The sequence below is a fragment of the Streptomyces sp. NPDC057694 genome (genome assembly GCF_042799415.1).
Taxonomy (GTDB): domain Bacteria; phylum Actinomycetota; class Actinomycetes; order Streptomycetales; family Streptomycetaceae; genus Streptomyces.
Genome location: NZ_JBHVIX010000046.1, coordinates 1 through 16,426 on the forward strand (window position 1 = coordinate 1; position 16,426 = coordinate 16,426).

Annotated in this window: 17 protein-coding genes; 15 read left to right on the plus strand and 2 right to left on the minus strand. The window is 71.3% G+C overall.

The window, feature by feature from the left end; all coding sequences use genetic code 11:
* From ACFVDP_RS42920 to phzG, 13 genes are all read left to right on the plus strand, one after another.
* Positions 1-402 (plus strand): vitamin B12 dependent-methionine synthase activation domain-containing protein (locus tag ACFVDP_RS42920; protein WP_383503090.1); only part of this gene is annotated, 402 nt, incomplete at its 5' end.
* The gene (gene metF, locus ACFVDP_RS42925) at positions 399-1,268 is read left to right on the plus strand and encodes a methylenetetrahydrofolate reductase [NAD(P)H] (RefSeq protein ID WP_383503093.1); all 870 of its coding nucleotides are present in this window, start codon (positions 399-401) and stop codon (positions 1,266-1,268) included. The genes ACFVDP_RS42920 and metF, both read left to right, overlap by 4 nt.
* The gene (gene ahcY, locus ACFVDP_RS42930; protein WP_383503096.1) at positions 1,249-2,655 is read left to right on the plus strand and encodes an adenosylhomocysteinase; all 1,407 of its coding nucleotides are present in this window, start codon (positions 1,249-1,251) and stop codon (positions 2,653-2,655) included. Before metF ends, ahcY begins: the two co-directional genes overlap by 20 nt.
* 62 nt (positions 2,656-2,717) lie before the next feature.
* The gene (locus tag ACFVDP_RS42935; RefSeq protein WP_383503099.1) at positions 2,718-3,638 is read left to right on the plus strand and encodes an aromatic prenyltransferase; all 921 of its coding nucleotides are present in this window, start codon (positions 2,718-2,720) and stop codon (positions 3,636-3,638) included.
* Positions 3,639-3,645: 7 nt separating this feature from the next.
* Positions 3,646-4,926, plus strand: a complete 1,281-nt coding sequence (locus tag ACFVDP_RS42940) for a cytochrome P450 (protein ID WP_383503102.1) — start codon at positions 3,646-3,648, stop codon at positions 4,924-4,926.
* Between the two features lie 37 nt (positions 4,927-4,963).
* The gene (locus ACFVDP_RS42945; RefSeq protein WP_383503105.1) at positions 4,964-5,242 is read left to right on the plus strand and encodes a hypothetical protein; all 279 of its coding nucleotides are present in this window, start codon (positions 4,964-4,966) and stop codon (positions 5,240-5,242) included.
* Positions 5,243-5,255: 13 nt separating this feature from the next.
* The gene (locus tag ACFVDP_RS42950; RefSeq protein WP_383503108.1) at positions 5,256-5,933 is read left to right on the plus strand and encodes a sigma factor-like helix-turn-helix DNA-binding protein; all 678 of its coding nucleotides are present in this window, start codon (positions 5,256-5,258) and stop codon (positions 5,931-5,933) included.
* Positions 5,934-5,969: 36 nt separating this feature from the next.
* Positions 5,970-7,127, plus strand: a complete 1,158-nt coding sequence (locus ACFVDP_RS42955; protein WP_383503111.1) for a ScyD/ScyE family protein — start codon at positions 5,970-5,972, stop codon at positions 7,125-7,127.
* A gap of 7 nt (positions 7,128-7,134) precedes the next feature.
* Complete coding sequence (locus ACFVDP_RS42960) at positions 7,135-8,310, plus strand: 3-deoxy-7-phosphoheptulonate synthase (protein ID WP_383503114.1); 1,176 nt, start codon at positions 7,135-7,137, stop codon at positions 8,308-8,310.
* Positions 8,311-8,343: 33 nt separating this feature from the next.
* On the plus strand, positions 8,344-8,967 hold the full coding sequence (locus tag ACFVDP_RS42965; RefSeq protein WP_383503116.1) for an isochorismatase family protein: 624 nt from the start codon (positions 8,344-8,346) through the stop codon (positions 8,965-8,967).
* Positions 8,964-10,892, plus strand: coding sequence for an anthranilate synthase family protein (locus ACFVDP_RS42970; RefSeq protein WP_383503118.1), 1,929 nt, complete (start codon positions 8,964-8,966; stop codon positions 10,890-10,892). Before ACFVDP_RS42965 ends, ACFVDP_RS42970 begins: the two co-directional genes overlap by 4 nt.
* Before the next feature lie 34 nt (positions 10,893-10,926).
* On the plus strand, positions 10,927-11,766 hold the full coding sequence (locus tag ACFVDP_RS42975) for a PhzF family phenazine biosynthesis isomerase (protein WP_383503120.1): 840 nt from the start codon (positions 10,927-10,929) through the stop codon (positions 11,764-11,766).
* Positions 11,759-12,415: a phenazine biosynthesis FMN-dependent oxidase PhzG gene (gene phzG, locus ACFVDP_RS42980; protein ID WP_383503122.1), complete on the plus strand. Its 657-nt coding sequence runs from the start codon at positions 11,759-11,761 to the stop codon at positions 12,413-12,415. Before ACFVDP_RS42975 ends, phzG begins: the two co-directional genes overlap by 8 nt.
* 27 nt (positions 12,416-12,442) lie before the next feature.
* Here the strand turns inward: phzG and ACFVDP_RS42985 are convergent, their stop codons facing one another.
* The gene (locus ACFVDP_RS42985) at positions 12,443-13,492 is read right to left on the minus strand and encodes a methyltransferase (RefSeq protein ID WP_383503124.1); all 1,050 of its coding nucleotides are present in this window, start codon (positions 13,490-13,492) and stop codon (positions 12,443-12,445) included.
* Between the two features lie 246 nt (positions 13,493-13,738).
* On the opposite strand from ACFVDP_RS42985, the gene ACFVDP_RS42990 reads away from it, so the two are divergent.
* Together ACFVDP_RS42990 and ACFVDP_RS42995 are read left to right on the plus strand one after the other, a co-directional pair.
* The gene (locus ACFVDP_RS42990) at positions 13,739-14,227 is read left to right on the plus strand and encodes a PhzA/PhzB family protein (RefSeq protein WP_383503126.1); all 489 of its coding nucleotides are present in this window, start codon (positions 13,739-13,741) and stop codon (positions 14,225-14,227) included.
* 44 nt (positions 14,228-14,271) lie between these two features.
* Positions 14,272-15,738 (plus strand): multicopper oxidase family protein, encoded by a 1,467-nt coding sequence (locus ACFVDP_RS42995; protein WP_383503129.1) that lies wholly within the window; start codon positions 14,272-14,274, stop codon positions 15,736-15,738.
* 14 nt (positions 15,739-15,752) lie between these two features.
* On the opposite strand, the gene ACFVDP_RS43000 is transcribed toward ACFVDP_RS42995, so the two are convergent.
* Positions 15,753-16,421 (minus strand): TRM11 family SAM-dependent methyltransferase, encoded by a 669-nt coding sequence (locus ACFVDP_RS43000; RefSeq protein WP_383503131.1) that lies wholly within the window; start codon positions 16,419-16,421, stop codon positions 15,753-15,755.
* Positions 16,422-16,426: the final 5 nt, after the last annotated feature.

Below are 16,426 nucleotides of genomic sequence, written 5' to 3' on the forward strand. Positions count from 1 at the left end.
GTCGTCACCGTCGGCTCGAAGATCGGTGAGGCCACCGCCGAACTGTTCGCCGCGAACTCCTACCGCGACTACCTCGAACTGCACGGCCTGTCCGTGCAGTTGGCCGAGGCACTCGCCGAGTACTGGCACGCACGCGTCCGCACCGAACTCGGTATCGACAGCGCCGACCCGTCGGCGATGGAGGGCATGTTCCGCACCGAGTACCAGGGCTGCCGCTACTCACTCGGCTACCCCGCCTGCCCCGACCTGGAGGACCGCGCCAAGATCGCCGACCTGCTCCGGCCGGAGCGGATCGGCGTCCACCTCAGCGAGGAGTTCCAGCTCCACCCCGAGCAGTCCACCGACGCGATCGTCCTGCACCACCCCGAGGCCACCTACTTCAACGCGGGAGGCCGCTCGTGACGACGTTCTCGTTCGAATTCTTTCCGCCGAAGACGGCCAAGGGCGAGGAGACGCTGTGGAAGGCGATCCGGCGCATCGAACCGCTCCGGCCCGACTTCGTGTCCGTCACCTACGGCGCGGGCGGCTCCTCGCGCGACCGGACCGTGGAAGTCACCCGGCGGATCGCCGCCGAGACCATGCTCCGACCCGTCGCCCACCTGACCGCGGTCGGCCACTCGGTGGCCGAACTGCGGCGCATCATCGGGCAGTACGCGGACGCGGGCGTCCGGGACGTCCTGGTCCTGCGCGGGGATCCGCCGGGCGACCCGAAGGGCCCCTGGACGCCGCATCCGCAGGGCCTGCGGTACGCGTACGAACTCGTCGAACTGGTCCGTTCCCTGGGGGACTTCAGGATCGGGGTGGCCGCCTTCCCCGAGCGGCATCCGCGCTCGGCGGACTGGGACGAGGACATCCGTCACTTCGTCGCCAAGTGCCGGGCGGGCGCCGACTACGCGATCACCCAGATGTTCTTCCGGGTGGGGGACTACCTGCGACTGCGCGACCGGGTGGCGGCCGCCGGCTGTGACATTCCGATCATTCCGGAGATCATGCCCGCCACCGACCACCGGCAGATCGCCCGCTTCGCCGAACTGTCCGACGCCGCCTTCCCCGCCGGTCTCGCGGCCCGGCTGTACGAGGCCCGCGGTGACGCGGCCACCGGCCACCGCATCGGCGTCGCGTACGCCACCGCCATGGCCGACAGCCTCCTCGCGGAGGGCGCACCCGGCCTGCACTACATCACCCTCAACAAGTCCACCGCGGCTCTGGACATTCACCGCAACGTACTGACATCAAGGAGTGCCCCGTATGTCCTCGCAGACCGCTGAGTTCTCGGACTTCAAGGTCGCCGACCTGTCCCTGGCCGAGTTCGGCCGCAAGGAGATCACGCTCGCCGAGCACGAGATGCCCGGCCTGATGTCGATCCGCAAGGAGTACGCCGCCGCGCAGCCGCTGGCCGGCGCCCGGATCACCGGGTCTCTGCACATGACGGTGCAGACGGCCGTCCTGATCGAGACGCTGGTCGCGCTGGGCGCCGAGGTCCGCTGGGTCTCCTGCAACATCTTCTCCACCCAGGACCACGCGGCCGCCGCGATCGCCGTGGCCGGGATCCCGGTCTTCGCCTGGAAGGGCGAGAGCCTGGAGGAGTACTGGTGGTGCACGGAGCAGGCGCTGAACTGGCCCGGACACACCGGCCCGAACATGATCCTGGACGACGGCGGTGACGCCACCATGCTCGTCCACCTGGGCGTCGAGAAGCAGAAGACGGGCAAGCTGCCGGAGGCGTCCAACGAGGAACTCGCCGTCGTGCGCGCCCTGCTGGAGAACAGCACACTCGACTGGACCCAGCTCGCCTCGGAGATCCGCGGCGTGACGGAGGAGACCACGACGGGTGTCCACCGTCTGTACGAGATGCAGCGCGACGGCGCTCTGCTCTTCCCCGCGATCAATGTGAACGACGCGGTGACGAAGTCGAAGTTCGACAACAAGTACGGCTGCCGTCACTCGCTGATCGACGGCATCAACCGTGCCACGGACGTCCTCATCGGCGGCAAGACCGCTCTGGTCTGCGGTTACGGGGATGTCGGCAAGGGCTGTGCGGAGTCGCTGCGCGGCCAGGGTGCCCGCGTGATCGTCACGGAGATCGACCCGATCTGCGCGCTCCAGGCGGCGATGGACGGTTTCCAGGTCGCGACGCTGGACGAGGTCGTCGACAAGGTCGACATCTTCGTCACGACGACGGGCAACAAGGACATCATCATGGCCTCGGACATGGCCAGGATGAAGCACCAGGCCATCGTCGGGAACATCGGCCACTTCGACAACGAGATCGACATGGCCGGTCTCGCGAAGATCGACGGGATCGTCAAGGACGAGGTGAAGCCGCAGGTCCACACGTGGACGTTCCCCGACGGCAAGGTCATCATCGTGCTGTCCGAGGGCCGCCTGCTGAACCTGGGCAATGCGACGGGTCACCCGTCGTTCGTGATGTCCAACAGCTTCGCGGACCAGACGCTGGCGCAGATCGAGCTGTTCACCAAGCAGGCCGAGTACCCGACCGACGTGTACGTGCTGCCCAAGCACCTGGACGAGAAGGTCGCCCGTCTCCACCTGGACTCGCTGGGCGTCAAGCTCACCGAGCTCCGCCCGGAGCAGGCCTCGTACATCGGTGTCGAGGTCGAAGGCCCGTACAAGCCGGACCACTACCGCTACTGAACACCGCCGCGGCCCCGCTCCAGAACCCCTGTCGACACTGACGACGATCGCGTGGAGGAAGCATGTCGGAAACTGCGCAACTGACTGATCTGTACGCGCGCGTCGAGGCGTCGGCAGGGCTGCTGGACGTGGCGTGCTCGCGCGACACCGTCCTGCCCGTCCTGGCCGCGTACGAGGACGTGCTCCCGCAGGCCGTCATCGCCTGCCGGGTCGCCACCAACGCCCGCCACGAAGGCGAGTTCGACTGCCGCTTCACACTCCCCGACGACATCGACCCGTACGCCCGCGCCCGCGCGCACGGCCTCCTGACGGAGACCGGCCACGCCGTGGACACCCTGCTGTCCGACATCCGGCAGCGCTGCTCCATCGACAGCTACGGCATCGACTTCGGGGTCGTCGGCGGATTCCGGAAGATCTGGGTGTACTTTCCCGGCGACGACTACCAGAGCCTGAAGAAGCTCATCGGCCTCCCGTCGATGCCGGCGGCCCTGTCGGCGAACCTCGGCTTCTTCGCCGACCGGGGCCTCGACGACCGCGTCGACGTCATCGGGATCGACTACCGCAGCAGAACCGTCAACCTCTACTTCACCGGCATCCCCGACGAACTCCGCACCCCCGAGGCCGTGCTCGCGATCCACCGTGACCTCGGGATACCGCGGCCCAGCGAGCAGATGCTGCGGTTCTGCGCGAAGTCGTTCGGCATCTACACCACCCTCAGCTGGGACTCCCCGCACATCGAGCGCATCGCCTTCGGCGTGAAGACCCACGACCCGCTGTCCCTGCCCGCCCGCCTCGGCCCGAAGATCGAACGCTTCGTCCATGACTTTCCCTACGGTGCCGACGACCCCAAGATGGTCTACGCGGCCATGACGGCGAGCGGCGAGGAGTACTACAAGCTCCAGACCTATCTCCGGTTCCGCACCCGGAGCCGACTCGACCTGATGCCGTCGGCGGACAGCGCCGCCGCCCCGGCGCGGCGGTGACGGGCCCATGGACACAACCCCTTACCCGCCCTTCCGGTTCGGCCGGATGGAGCGCCTCCTGCGCGGGCACTCCGTCCGCGGCGTGCGCGTGGACGGCACCGACGCCCACTTCGTCAACGACCCGGCCCTCGTACGGAGCATCCTGGTCGACGGCAACAAGTCCTACGGCAAGGGCGACCTGTTCCAGAAGGCGCGAAATCTGAGCCGCGCCGGCATGCTCGCCGAGGACGAGTCGGTGCACCGCTACTACCGCCGCCTCGCCCACCCCTATCTGCGCTCGGCGACCGTCGACGACCACGTCCCCGCCATGCGGGAGATCGCCCAGGACACGGTCGGCTCGTGGCGCGCGGGACAGACCGTGGACGTCCAGGCCGAGATGTGCCGGACGGCCGCCGCGGTCGCCGTACGCACACTGCTGCACGGTCTGCCGCCCCAGCGCTCCGCCGCACTCACCGAGCGCCTCGCCCGCCTGTCGTGGGAAATGATCAGAAAGCCGCTGTCCGGCAGGGCCGCGGCACGCGCCGGGCACCCGCGCCCGGCCGGCCGGCTGCTGCGGGCCCGCGCCGACTTCCGCGCGGCGCTCGCCGCGACCCTGCTCGAACACTGGGGATCCGCTCGGCCGGCGGCGGGCTACCTGCCTGCCCTCCTGCCGGGACTGGAGGAGGACACCGCCCCCGCCCTGACGCTGGACCAGATCTGCGACGAGGCGGTCATGATGCTGGCCGCGGGCACCGTCACCACGGCGTCCGTGCTGTCCTGGGCGCTGTACGTGCTGTCCCGGGAACCCCTGGTCGAGGAGAAGGTGCTCAAGGACATGGCCGGGTACGGCGCCGCGAGCGACGTGCACGGCGGCGGCCACTGCCCGGCCGGGTACACCGTCCGCTTCCTCACCGAGGTGCTGCGGCTCTACCCGCCCGTGTGGATCACCTGCCGCAGGACCCTCGTGGACGTCACCCTCGGCGAACACGCGCTGCCCGCCGGCACCCACGTGCTCTTCAGCTCGTATCTGCTGCACCGCGACCCCGGACACTACGCGAACCCCCACCGGTTCGATCCGGACCGCTGGCTGTCGCTGCGCCCGGATGCCAGGGGCTCCTCCTTCATCCCCTTCGGGGTGGGTGCGAAGGGGTGCATCGGTGAGTCCTTCGCCTGGAAGGAACTCGAAGTCGTCCTCGGCGCGGTGATCCAGGAGTGGCAGCTGTCCCTCGTGCCCGGCAGCCGCGTCCGCAAGGCCCCGGAGACCACCCTGCACCCCCACAGCCTCTTCATGATCCCCCGGCCGCGCTGACCCCCGTACGGCACCGACACGGAGAAGGAGTACCGCCATGCCGAACCCGGCACCGCGCCCGGCCGATCTCGTCCCGCGCGCCCAGCGCGAGGCCCTCGCCATGTCCGGCACGGGTCCGCGCCCCGTCCGGGATCAGACCGGTGGACTGACGGCTGCCGCCCTGCACGCCCACCGGCTGCTGTCGGCGGGCTTCGGACACACCGTCCCGGTCACCGCGCTCGGGCCCGGCCGCGACGGCGTGCACGGCCTCGCGGCCTTCCTCGCGGTGTACGCCGCCGAACAGCGGGCCGCCCAGGACCTCGACGTGGCGGCGTGAGGAAGGACCACGGGTGAGCCGGGCCGAGGAGTTCGAGGAACTGCGACCGCTGCTGTCCGCCATCGCCCACCGGATGCTGGGCGACGCGCACGCGGCACAGGACGTGGTGCGCGAGGCCGGGCTGCGCTGGCAGAACGCCCCGGAGCCGCCCGCGACCGCCAGAGGATTCCTCGTGGCCGCGGTCACCCGGATGTCGATCGACGTCCTGGCGGCGGCCGGCGCACCACGCGGGCGACAGACCGATGACTCCTGCCCGGCAGAGGACTCGTTGCTGACCGGCGCCCTGATGCTCATCGAGGAACTGTCCCCGCTGGAGCGCGCCGTGTTCGTGCTGCGCGAAGTCCTCGGCTGCGGCTTCCCGCAGATCGCCTCGGCCCTCGGCTGCTCGGTGGCGGCGACCCGCCAACTGGCGGACGCCCTGCGCCCGGTGGGCGCGGACGGCGCCACGGCCGCCCCGTGGCCCCGGTACATCCACGGTGCCGAGAACGTGGCCAGAGCGCTCGTGGCGATCGTCCCGCCGCTCAACCGCATCGGTATCACCCTGGAACACCACCGCGTCGACGGCCTCCCCGGCGCCGTCTTCCGCGACCGTCACGGCAACGACCTCAACGCCGTCGTGCTGCTCGACATCGCGGACGGACAGATCCGCACGATCCGGCTGACGAACAAGCGCACACTCAACTCCGCCTGAACGGCGGCCACTTCATGGAACGGGACAAGGAGAGTCATGCCTGGAGCACGCACATCCCGGGCGCGGGCCGCGGCGGTCGCCGCGATCGTCGGCGGCCTCACCGCGACGGCGGTACCGGTTCAGGCCGCGACACACGGTCCGCCGCCCGCCGCCGCGGTCGTGGCGAGCGGTCTGCACAATCCGCGCGACGTCCAGCTCCAGGCCGACGGCTCGCTCCTGATCGCCGAGGCCGGCAGCGGCCCCGCCGTCCCCTGCACGGTGCCGGGCACCCGGTGCTTCGGCTTCAGCGGATCGGTGTACCGGGTCAAGGGCAAGGCACGCGGCCGCGTCGTGACCGGACTCCCCTCCGAAATGGGTGTCCGCGGCGACGGCAGCACCGCCGTCAACGGGGCGATCCAGGCCGAGGCCGCGGGCCGCGGCACCTACCGTGTGGTCTACGGACTGAACGGCACCCCCGCGATCAGGGCCGCGCTCGGCGCCGGCGGCGAGGCGTTCGGAACCCTCAGCACGGCATCCGGCACCCTCAGCACGGCATCCGGCACCCTCATCGGCGACCTGACCGCGCACGAGGGCGACCACGACCCCGACTCGGTCAACGGCAACAACGAGGTCTTCTCCAACCCGCACCACTTCGTCAAGGACGGCAAGGACTTCCTGGTCACCGACGCCGCCGCCAACGACCTGATCCGGATCCACCCCGACGGCACCACCACGACCGAGTGGGTCTTCCCCAACAACACACCGCCCGCCGCCTCGGGCGTCACGGCGGCAGCCCCGGCCGGCCAGGTGCAAGCGGTGCCGACCGGGATCGTGCGCGGCCGCGACGGCGCCTTCTACCTCGCCGACATGGGCGGCATGGTCCAGGGACTGAGCCGCATCTGGCGCTATGTGCCCGGCAGCGCGCCGACCCTCCTCGCCACCGGCCTGACCTCCGTCACCGACCTCGACGTCGACCCGCGCGGCAACCTGATCGCCCTGTCCTACGGCAGCAGGAGCGGCTCCCCGCCCGCCGACTCGGGGCCCGGCTCCCTGACCCGTATCGATCCACGGACCGGCGCCCTCACCCCCATCGACACCGGAGGCGTGCTGAAGGAGCCCGCCGGACTCGCCGTCGGCCGGAACGGCGACATCTACGTCACCAACCACACCCTGACCGTCGAGGGCGAGCTCCTGAAGTTCCCCGCCGGCCGGTAACGCGGCCATGGACGACGTGATACGGCAGATCCGCCGGCGCGGCGCGCTCCAGCAGCCCGAATGGAGCGACCGCCCGCAACTGGCCGGAGTGGTCGAGGAACTCGCCGCCCGCCCCGCCCTCGTACGCTCCCACGACGCGGCCACCCTGCGGTCCCTGCTCGGCAGGGTGGCGCACGGCGAAGCACTGGTGGTGCAGAGCGGGGACTGCGCCGAGGATCCGGGGGAGTGCACCCGCGAACAGGTGATCCGCAAGGCCGCCCTGCTCGACCTGCTGGCCGGGACGCTCGGCCTGAGCACGGGCAGGCCCGTGCTGCGCGCGGGGCGCATCGCCGGACAGTTCGCCAAGCCCCGCTCCCGGGCCACCGAAGCCATCGGCGGCGCCGAACTGCCCGCATTCCGGGGCCACATGGTCAACGGCCCCGCACCGGACCCGGAGAGCCGCCGCCCCGACCCGCTGCGCATCCTCACCGGGTACATGGCCGCCAGCGAGATCGTCGGACACCTCGGGTGGCGGGAGCACACCGCGAGCCGCGACACCGCCCGGGCCCCGTTGTGGACCAGCCACGAGGCACTCCTGCTGGACTACGAGATCCCCATGCTGCGCGTCGACGAGGGCGGCCGGCTGTTCCTCGGCTCCACCCACTGGCCCTGGATCGGCGAACGCACCCGCCAGGTCGACGGCGCCCACGTCACGCTGCTCGCCCAGGTCAGCAACCCTGTCGCGTGCAAAGTCGGTCCGGGGATGGAGCCCGGTGAACTGCTCGCCCTGTGCGAGCGGCTCGACCCGTGGCGCGACCCCGGACGCCTCACCCTGATCGCCCGCATGGGCGCGGACGCCGTCGCCGGCCGGCTGCCGCGCCTGGTCGAGGCCGTCCGCGGGGCGGGACACCCCGTCGTCTGGCTCACCGACCCCATGCACGGCAACACCATGACGGCACCCGGCGGCCGCAAGACACGGCTGGTCACGACCGTCGCGCTGGAGGTCTCCCGCTTCGTGTCGGCCGTCCGCGCCGCCGGCGGTGTCGCCGGTGGCCTGCACCTGGAGACCACGCCCGACGACGTCACCGAATGCGCCACCACCGAGGCCGCGCTGGGCACGGTCGGCCGGCGCTACACCTCGCACTGCGATCCCCGTCTCAACCCCGGGCAGGCCGTGTCGGTGGTCTCGTCCTGGACCGCCTGAGCAACCAAGGCATCGAGCCAAGGAACTGGAGACATGACCGGCATACCCCCCATCGCCCCGTACCCGCTGCCCGCCGAGGGCGACCTGCCCGCGTCCCGGGTGACCTGGACCGCCGAACCCGGCCGGTCCGTCCTCCTCCTGCACGACATGCAGCGGTACTTCCTCCAGCCGCTGCCCGACAGCCTGCGCCAGGACCTGGTCCGCGGCGCGGCCGGGCTGCGCGAACGCTGCGCCGCCCTCGGCGTGCCCGTCGCCTACACGGCCCAGCCGGGCGGCATGAGCGACGAACAGCGCGGCCTCCTCAAGGACTTCTGGGGCCCGGGCATGCGGACCGCGCCCGAGGACCGCCAGGTCGTCGACGCCGTGGCTCCGCGGGACGGCGACTGGCTGCTCACCAAGTGGCGCTACAGCGCGTTCTTCAGGACCGACCTGCTGGAGCGGATGCGCGCCGCGGGCCGCGACCAACTCGTGCTGTGCGGCGTCTACGCCCACATCGGCGTGCTGGCCACCGCCGTCGACGCCTTCACCCACGACATCCAGCCGTTCTTCGTCGCGGACGCCACGGCCGACTTCTCGCAGGAGGACCACCGCTCGGCGCTGACCCGGGCCGCGGAGCTCTGCGCCCGGGTCACCACCGCCAAGGCGGTGTTCACATGAGCGCCGGCGATCTCCTGGACACCGCCCTGAGCGGCCGCTCGCAGGCATTCGCCCTGCTGCACCGGCCCGGTGCCACCGGCGGCGATGTCGTCGAGATCCTCACCGGTGCGGTGTCCCGGCCCGTGAGCCTGGCGGACCTTCCGCTCGCCGAGGACGCGCCCGCCGGCGCGGGCGCGCACCACGAGGTCCTCGTCGTCGTCCCGTACCGGCAGTTGACCGAGCGCGGCTTCGCCTGCGCCGACGACGGGACACCGCTGGTCGCGATGACGGTCACCGGGCAGCAACAGCTGCCGCTGACCGAAGCGCTGGCCCGTATCCCGCTCGTCCCGACCACGCTGGAGGGCGGCGCCTTCGACGTCGACGACGCGGCGTACGAGGACGTGGTGCGCCGCATCGTCAAGGAGATGATCGGCACGGGGGAGGGTGCCAACTTCGTCATCAAGCGCACCTTCGTCGCCGACATCACGGACTACGGCCCGCACAGCGCCCCGGCGCTCTTCCGCCGCCTGGTGGAAGGGGAGACAGGGGCCCACTGGACGTTCCTGATCCACACCGGCACCCGCACCCTGGTCGGCGCCTCGCCCGAGCGGCACATCAGCCTCGATGACGGCACGGCCGTCATGAACCCCATCAGCGGCACGTACCGCTACCCGGCCGGCGGACCCACCCTCGACGGCGTCATGGCATTCCTCGGCGACCGCAAGGAGACCGACGAACTGAACATGGTCGTCGACGAGGAACTGAAGATGATGGCCCGCGTCTGTGACGGCGGCGCCCGCGTCGTGGGCCCGGGCCTGAAGGAAATGGGCCGCGTGGCCCACACCGAGTACTTCATCCGAGGACGCTCCGACCGCGATGTGCGCGACATCCTGCGCGAGACGATGTTCGCGCCCACCGTCACCGGCAGCCCGCTGGAGAGCGCCTGCCGCGCCATCCACCAGTACGAGCCGGGCGGCCGCGGCTACTACAGCGGAGCCGCGGCACTCATCGGACGGGACGCCGGCGGACGCCGCGTCATGGACTCCGCGATCCTCATCCGCATGGCGGACGTCTCCACCGGGGGCCGGGTCGGCATCGCCGTGGGCGCCACGATCGTGCGCCACTCCGACCCCGCCGCCGAGGCCGCCGAGACCAGGGCCAAGGCGGCCGGACTCGTCGCCGCCCTGCGCGCCGGGACCCGGTCCACCGCCCCGGCCGCCCCGGCACCCCGCCGCGGCTTCGCCGGCCATCCCCGGGTGCGCGCGGCACTGGAGCGGCGCAACGACACCCTCGCCGACTTCTGGCTCGCCGACGAGCAGACCCGCACCCCGGTGTGGCCGCGGCTGACCGACCGCAGCGTGCTCGTCGTGGACGCCGAGGACACCTTCACATCGATGCTCGACCAGCAACTGCGCTCCCTCGGACTGCGGGTGCGGGTCCGCCGGTTCGACGAGCCGTACGCCTTCGACGGCCACGACCTGGTCGTGATGGGCCCGGGGCCGGGCGATCCGCAGCTGACCGCCCACCCCAAGATGCGGCATCTGCACGCGGCCGTGGACACCCTGCTGCGCGAACGCCGCCCGTTCCTCGCCGTGTGCCTGAGCCATCAGGTCCTCGGACTCCGGCTCGGCCTGCCGCTGCGCCGCAAGGAGATGCCCAACCAGGGCACGCGCAAGCCGATCGACCTGTTCGGAACCGCCGAACAGGTCGGCTTCTACAACACCTTCGCCCTGCACGCCGAGCACGACGAGTTCACCGCGGACGGCGCGGGCCCGGTCCGGGTGAGCCGCGACCCGGCCACCGGAGAAGTGCACGCGCTGCGCGGCCCGGGCTTCGCCTCCCTGCAGTTCCACCCGGAGTCCGTGCTCACTCGAGGGGGGCCGCGCATCGTGGGCACGGCCCTGGCCGGGCTGCTCACCCCGGTGCCGGTGCGCGACGCGGCCTGAGCGCCGTCGGGCCGCCCCACGACGAGGAGAACCCATGCACACCTACGTCGTCGTCGACGCGTTCGCGACAGAACCCCTGACCGGCAACCCGGTCGCCGTGTTCTTCGACGGTGACGACCTCAGCGGCCACCAGATGCAGCGCATCGCACGGGAGATGAACCTCTCCGAGACCACGTTCGTGCTCACGCCCCGCACCGCCGGGGACGACGCGCACATAAGGATCTTCACTCCGGTCAACGAACTCCCCTTCGCAGGACACCCGTTGCTCGGTACGGCCATCGCTCTGGGCGCCCGCACCGACGCCTCCCGGCTGCGCCTGGGAACCGCCATGGGCACCGTCCCCTTCGTGCTCGACCGGGTCGGCGGCAAGGCCGTCGCAGCCCGCATGCGTCAGCCGGTGCCCGTGTGGGAGCTCTTCGACCGGACAGCGGAACTGCTGGCGGCGCTCGGCGTCGACGCCGCGAGCGTGCCGGTGGAGATCTACCGCAACGGCCCCCGGCACGTCCTCGTCGGCCTGAACAGCGTCGAGGCACTCACGAAGCTGGAACCCGACCACCGTGCCCTGTCCCGGTTCCCCGACATGGCGGCCAACTGCTTCGCGGGAGCCGGCACCACCTGGCGCAATCGCATGTTCTCGCCCGCGTACGGAGTCGTCGAGGACGCCGCCACCGGCTCCGCCGCCGGGCCCATCGCCATCCACCTCGCCCGGCACGGCCTCGGCACGTACGGGCAGCGCATCGAGATCACCCAGGGGGTCGAGATCGGCCGGCCCTCACCCATGGGCGCGCTCGTCCACGGGGCGGGCGACCGGGTCGACTCCGTCGAGGTCTCGGGCAGCGGTGTCGTCACTATCGAAGGAACGCTCCATGTCTGACCCGTCCCACGACAGCCGCCGCTCCGAGTCGCTCACCGCCACCGTCGAGGTGGACTTCCCCGAGTTCCAGGCGCCGCCCGCCGAACCCATCGGCCTGCTGGACTCCTGGCTCAAGGAGTGCGAGGCCCAGGGCGTGCGTGAGCCGCGCGCCCTGGCGCTCGCCACCGCCGACACCCGCGGCCGCTCCTCCTCGCGCATCGTGTACGTGGCCGCCGTGACGGACGACGGGCTGGTCTTCCTCACGCACGCGGACAGCCGCAAGGGCCGTGAACTGGCCGAGAACCCCTGGGCGTCCGGCGTCCTGTACTGGCGCGAGACCAGCCGGCAGATCACCCTGGCGGGCCCCGTGCACCGGATGCCCGACGCCGAGGCCGAGGCCCGGTGGCAGGCGCGGCCGGTGTTCACCCACGCCATGAGCACCGCCTCCCGGCAGAGCAGGCCGCTGGACGGCCTCGACCACGTCGCCCGGCTGCGCGCCGAGGCCCGCGAGCTGTCCGGGCCGGCGCTGCCGCGCCCTGACGGCTTCGCCGCGTACCGCCTCCGCCCCGAGAGCGTGGAGTTCTGGTCCAACGGCAGCGACCGGCTGCACGAGCGGCTGCGCTACGACCGCACCGCTCAGGGCTGGCGCAGCGGCAGGCTCCAGCCCTGAGCGGTGCGGCCTCGGTCGTCGAGGCGGTCAGGGGGCGATGACCGCCTCGACGACCGAGGCGTGCGAGGACGTGTCCAGGACGCGGGTGACGGTGAACCCGGCCGTCGCCAGCAGCGTCTCGTACTCGGCGCGGGTGCGGCCCCGGCCGTTGAGCACCGTCATCATCAAAATGTCGCCCGTCTTGCCCGCGTGCGGCTCGTTGCCCGCCGGGATCAGGGCGTTGACGACGAGCAGCCGGCCGTGCGCGGGCATGGCCTCGCGGCACGTGCGCAGGATGCGCACACAGTCGTCGTCGGGCCAGCTGGCCAGGACGTGCTTGAGGAGGTAGACGTCGGCGCCGGCCGGCAGGGACGCGAAGAAGTCCCCGGCCTCGGCCTTCCAGCGGCCGGTCAGCTCCGGGACGTCGAGGACGTGGCAGGCCACCACCGACTCCAGGTCGACCAGCGTGCCGGTCAGGTGCGGGTTGGCGCGCAGCACCGCCCGCAGCAGCCCGCCGCGACCGCCGCCGACGTCGACGGCGGTCGCACAGCCTCCGAAGTCGAAGGCCTCGACGACCTTGTTGCTGAGCGCCTCGGAGAAGGCGGCCATGCTGGAGTTGAACGCCCGGCTCAGCTCCGGGTCGGCCGCGACATGGTCGTAGAACGGCACCCCGTACACGTTCTCGAAGGCGGTGGTGCCGGTGCGCACGGCCTCGTGGAGCTGGGCCGCGGACTGCCAGAAGACGGGCTCACCCCGCACCATGACGTAGTCGCGCAGCGAGTGCTCGCTGTCCGTGCGCAGCGGTTCGGCGAGCGGGGTGAGGTGGAAGCGGCCCTCGTCGTCCTCGCGGAAGACGCCCTTGGTGGCCAGGAACCGCAGCATCCGGTACAGGTGCGGGCCGTTGACCTCCGCGGCCTCGGCGAGCTCGGCGGCCGTGCGCGGGCCCGCCGCCAGATGGTCGGCGAGGCCGAAGCGCGCGGCGCTGTGCAGGGCCGACGAGTACAGGTATCCCAGGGAGAGTTCGAGCAGTTCGTCCGTCACCTGAGCGGTGCCGGAGCGCTGCGAGACCTCGGCGGCCTCGGGGCGAACGCCAACCATCGGCAAGCTCCCTCTTCTCGGCCCCGCGAGGCGCGTGGGCGCTTGGAGCGAGCACCACGGCCCGCACGGACGTCCCACCATCCCCGTGTTCTCTGGCGTCCGGCTGGAGCCCCGCTCGGGCGGCTGGAGCCCCGCTCGGGCGGCCCGAGCGGACGTCGAGCGGGTTGCGAGCGGCGCCGAGGAGGATGGGAGCCGACCGCCGCGCTCGCGCGCCTTCGCACTCCATCCATGCCGCTGGGGGATCCCATGTCCGAGGCAGCACCGCAGGGCTTCACCGACGCCGCGGCACTGCGCCGCAAGAACCGCGCCACCGTCGAGAAGTACCTGGCGGACACCACCGGTCCGGCCCGGCTGCGCCGGCACGAACTGTTCGTCGAGCACGGCAGCGGCGGTCTGTGGACCAACGACACGGGCGCTCCCCTCGTCATCAGGGGCAGGGACCGCCTCGCCGAGCACGGCGCCTGGTCGCTGGAGTGCTTCCCGGACTGGGAGTGGTACAACATCCAGATCTTCGAGACGCAGGACCCGAACTTCTTCTGGGTCGAGTGCGACGGCCACGGCAAGATCCGCTTCGAGGGCTATCCCGAGGGCACGTACGAGAACCACTTCCTGCACTCCTTCGCGCTCGACGACGGAAAGATCGTGCAGAACCGCGAGTTCATGAACCCCTTCGAGCAGCTGCGCGCGCTCGGTATCCCCGTACCGGAGATCAAGCGCGAGGGCATACCCACCTGAACCGACCAGGGGGAACGGCCCACGCCTCCCCCAAGGAGGACACCTTGGCCAGCAGACGCAGTGTGCTCGGCGCATCGATCGCCGTCGCCTCCACGTCCGTCACCGGGGCCGCGATGATGCCCATGTTCGCCGCCCGGGGCGCCGAGGCCGCGGACACCCCCACACCGACGGCGCCGACACCGGCCCCGGTCGTCGACCTGTTCACCGTGCCCATGCCCCTGATACCGGTGGCCAGACCGGTCTCCACCGCCGGCGGCGTGGACATGTACGAGAGCACCACCCGCAGGATCACCCAGGAGATCCTGCCCGGTGTCCGTACCGAACTTCTCACCTACGACGGTCTGTTCCCCGGCGCGACGATCAAGGCGCGCCGCAACCGCCCCGTCGTCCTCGTCCAGCGCAACGGTCTGGACGTGCCCATCTCCCGCCACCTGCACGGCGCCTCGGTGCCACAGACCAGCGACGGCGGCCCGATGGACACCATCGCCCCGGGCGCCAAGCGCGTCTACCACTATCCCAACAGGCAGCCCCACGCATCGCTCTGGTACCACGACCACGCCCACCACGTGGAGTCGGAGAACGTCTACCGAGGCCTGCACGGCAGCTACCTCATCGGGGACACCACCGAGGACGCGCTGCCGCTGCCCAAGGGGCAGTACGACGTGCTGATAGCGCTGCGCGACGTGGACTTCGACACCAGCGGACAGCTCCTGTACGCGATGAGCGACCGCAACCGCAACACCCTGCTGGTCAACGGGGCGCCCTACCCGTACTTCGAGGTCGCCGCCCGCAAGTACCGGCTGCGCTTCGCCAACACCTCCAACATGCGCTTCTTCGAACTGCGCCTCGCGGACGGCGGCGAGATGATCCAGATCGGCTCGGACGGGGGACTGCTGCCCAGCCCGCACCCCACCCGCTCGGTCTACCTGTCCTCCGGCGAACGCGCGGACGTCGTCATCGACTTCTCGCGCTACCCGGTCGGCACGCAGCTCGTCCTGCAGAACACCGCGGGGCGCGGCCCGGTCGAGCAGGTCGGCCAGGTGATGCGTTTCGACGTGACCCGCACCGCCGAGGACCCGAGCTCCGTACCGCCCGTGCTGCGCACCCTGGCGCCGCTGCCCGCTCCGACCAATGAGCGCACCGTCGTGCTGCGCATGGACGAGGACGGCCGCCCGGACCCCCAGGCATACATGGACGAGAAGATCTACGATCCCGAGCGCGTCGACGCGGTGATCCGGCACGGCGCCAGCGAGGTGTGGACGGTCACCAACGCCAACGCGAAGGCCGCGCACAACTTCCACATGCACCTGGTGCAGTTCCGGGTCCTGGAACGGGGCGGGACCGCGGCCGGGCCCGCCGAGTCGGGTCTGAAGGACACGGTGGTGCTGCAGCCCGGCGAGACGGTCAAGCTGCAGGCCACCTTCGACACGTACGCGGGGGAGTTCGTGTACCACTGCCACATGCTCGACCATTCGGCGATGGGCATGATGGCGACGATGAAGATCGGCTGACGGGCGGGCGGCGGCTACTTCGTGGCCATCAGCAGGTACTCGTGTGCGCGATTGGACGCCATGGGGTCGTCGCCGTCCACCGGCCGGTCGTAGAGGTGGATGCGTTCGTCACCGAGGGTCAGATGCCGGGCGAGAACCCGTCCGGCGTCCCAGGCCAGCGGAACGAACGCCCCGTCGATCCGGCGGTTCTGCACCGCGATCACCGCGTGCGCGCCGGGCCGCATGACCCGGGCGATCCGGGTGAACGCCTCCTCCAGCGCGCCGAGGTACACGTCGTACTCGCGCAGCGCGTACATCTGGCCGGGGTCGGCCGAGTCCGTGTCCAGGCCGGTGCCGAAGTACGGCAGATCACACAGGACCAGGTCCACCGAGTCCGCCTCCAGCGGCAGTTTGCGGGCGTCGCCGCACCGCATCTCCTGATCCGGGTACCCGGCCAGGCGCTGCCGTGCCTCCTCGGCCCGCTCGGGGTTCACCTCGAACCCGATGCCGCGCCGGCCCTCCACCGAGCAGGCCACCAGCGTCGTGCCCCACCCCGCGAACGGATCCAGGACCAGATCGCCCGGCTTGCTCAACTCCCTTATCAGCGGGCGCAGTTGACTGACCAGACCGGCCTGTCCCGCCGCGGCGGGCAGAGCGTGCTGCGGCTCCTCCGGCAGTACCGTCCACCAGCTCTTGACTCCCACGGTCG

What these genes read in the sequence shown, in the direction of transcription:
- ACFVDP_RS42940 (WP_383503102.1), top strand. Translation starts at nt 3,646, where the DNA reads ATGGACACAACCCCTTACCCGCCCTTCCGGTTCGGCCGGATGGAGCGC.
- ACFVDP_RS42970 (WP_383503118.1), top strand. Translation starts at nt 8,964, where the DNA reads ATGAGCGCCGGCGATCTCCTGGACACCGCCCTGAGCGGCCGCTCGCAG.
- ACFVDP_RS42965 (WP_383503116.1), top strand. Translation starts at nt 8,344, where the DNA reads ATGACCGGCATACCCCCCATCGCCCCGTACCCGCTGCCCGCCGAGGGC.
- ACFVDP_RS42975 (WP_383503120.1), top strand. Translation starts at nt 10,927, where the DNA reads ATGCACACCTACGTCGTCGTCGACGCGTTCGCGACAGAACCCCTGACC.
- ACFVDP_RS42945 (WP_383503105.1), top strand. Translation starts at nt 4,964, where the DNA reads ATGCCGAACCCGGCACCGCGCCCGGCCGATCTCGTCCCGCGCGCCCAG.
- ACFVDP_RS42955 (WP_383503111.1), top strand. Translation starts at nt 5,970, where the DNA reads ATGCCTGGAGCACGCACATCCCGGGCGCGGGCCGCGGCGGTCGCCGCG.
- ACFVDP_RS42990 (WP_383503126.1), top strand. Translation starts at nt 13,739, where the DNA reads ATGTCCGAGGCAGCACCGCAGGGCTTCACCGACGCCGCGGCACTGCGC.
- ahcY (WP_383503096.1), top strand. Translation starts at nt 1,249, where the DNA reads ATGTCCTCGCAGACCGCTGAGTTCTCGGACTTCAAGGTCGCCGACCTG.
- ACFVDP_RS42985 (WP_383503124.1), bottom strand. Translation starts at nt 13,492, where the DNA reads ATGGTTGGCGTTCGCCCCGAGGCCGCCGAGGTCTCGCAGCGCTCCGGC.
- ACFVDP_RS42935 (WP_383503099.1), top strand. Translation starts at nt 2,718, where the DNA reads ATGTCGGAAACTGCGCAACTGACTGATCTGTACGCGCGCGTCGAGGCG.
- phzG (WP_383503122.1), top strand. Translation starts at nt 11,759, where the DNA reads ATGTCTGACCCGTCCCACGACAGCCGCCGCTCCGAGTCGCTCACCGCC.
- ACFVDP_RS42960 (WP_383503114.1), top strand. Translation starts at nt 7,135, where the DNA reads ATGGACGACGTGATACGGCAGATCCGCCGGCGCGGCGCGCTCCAGCAG.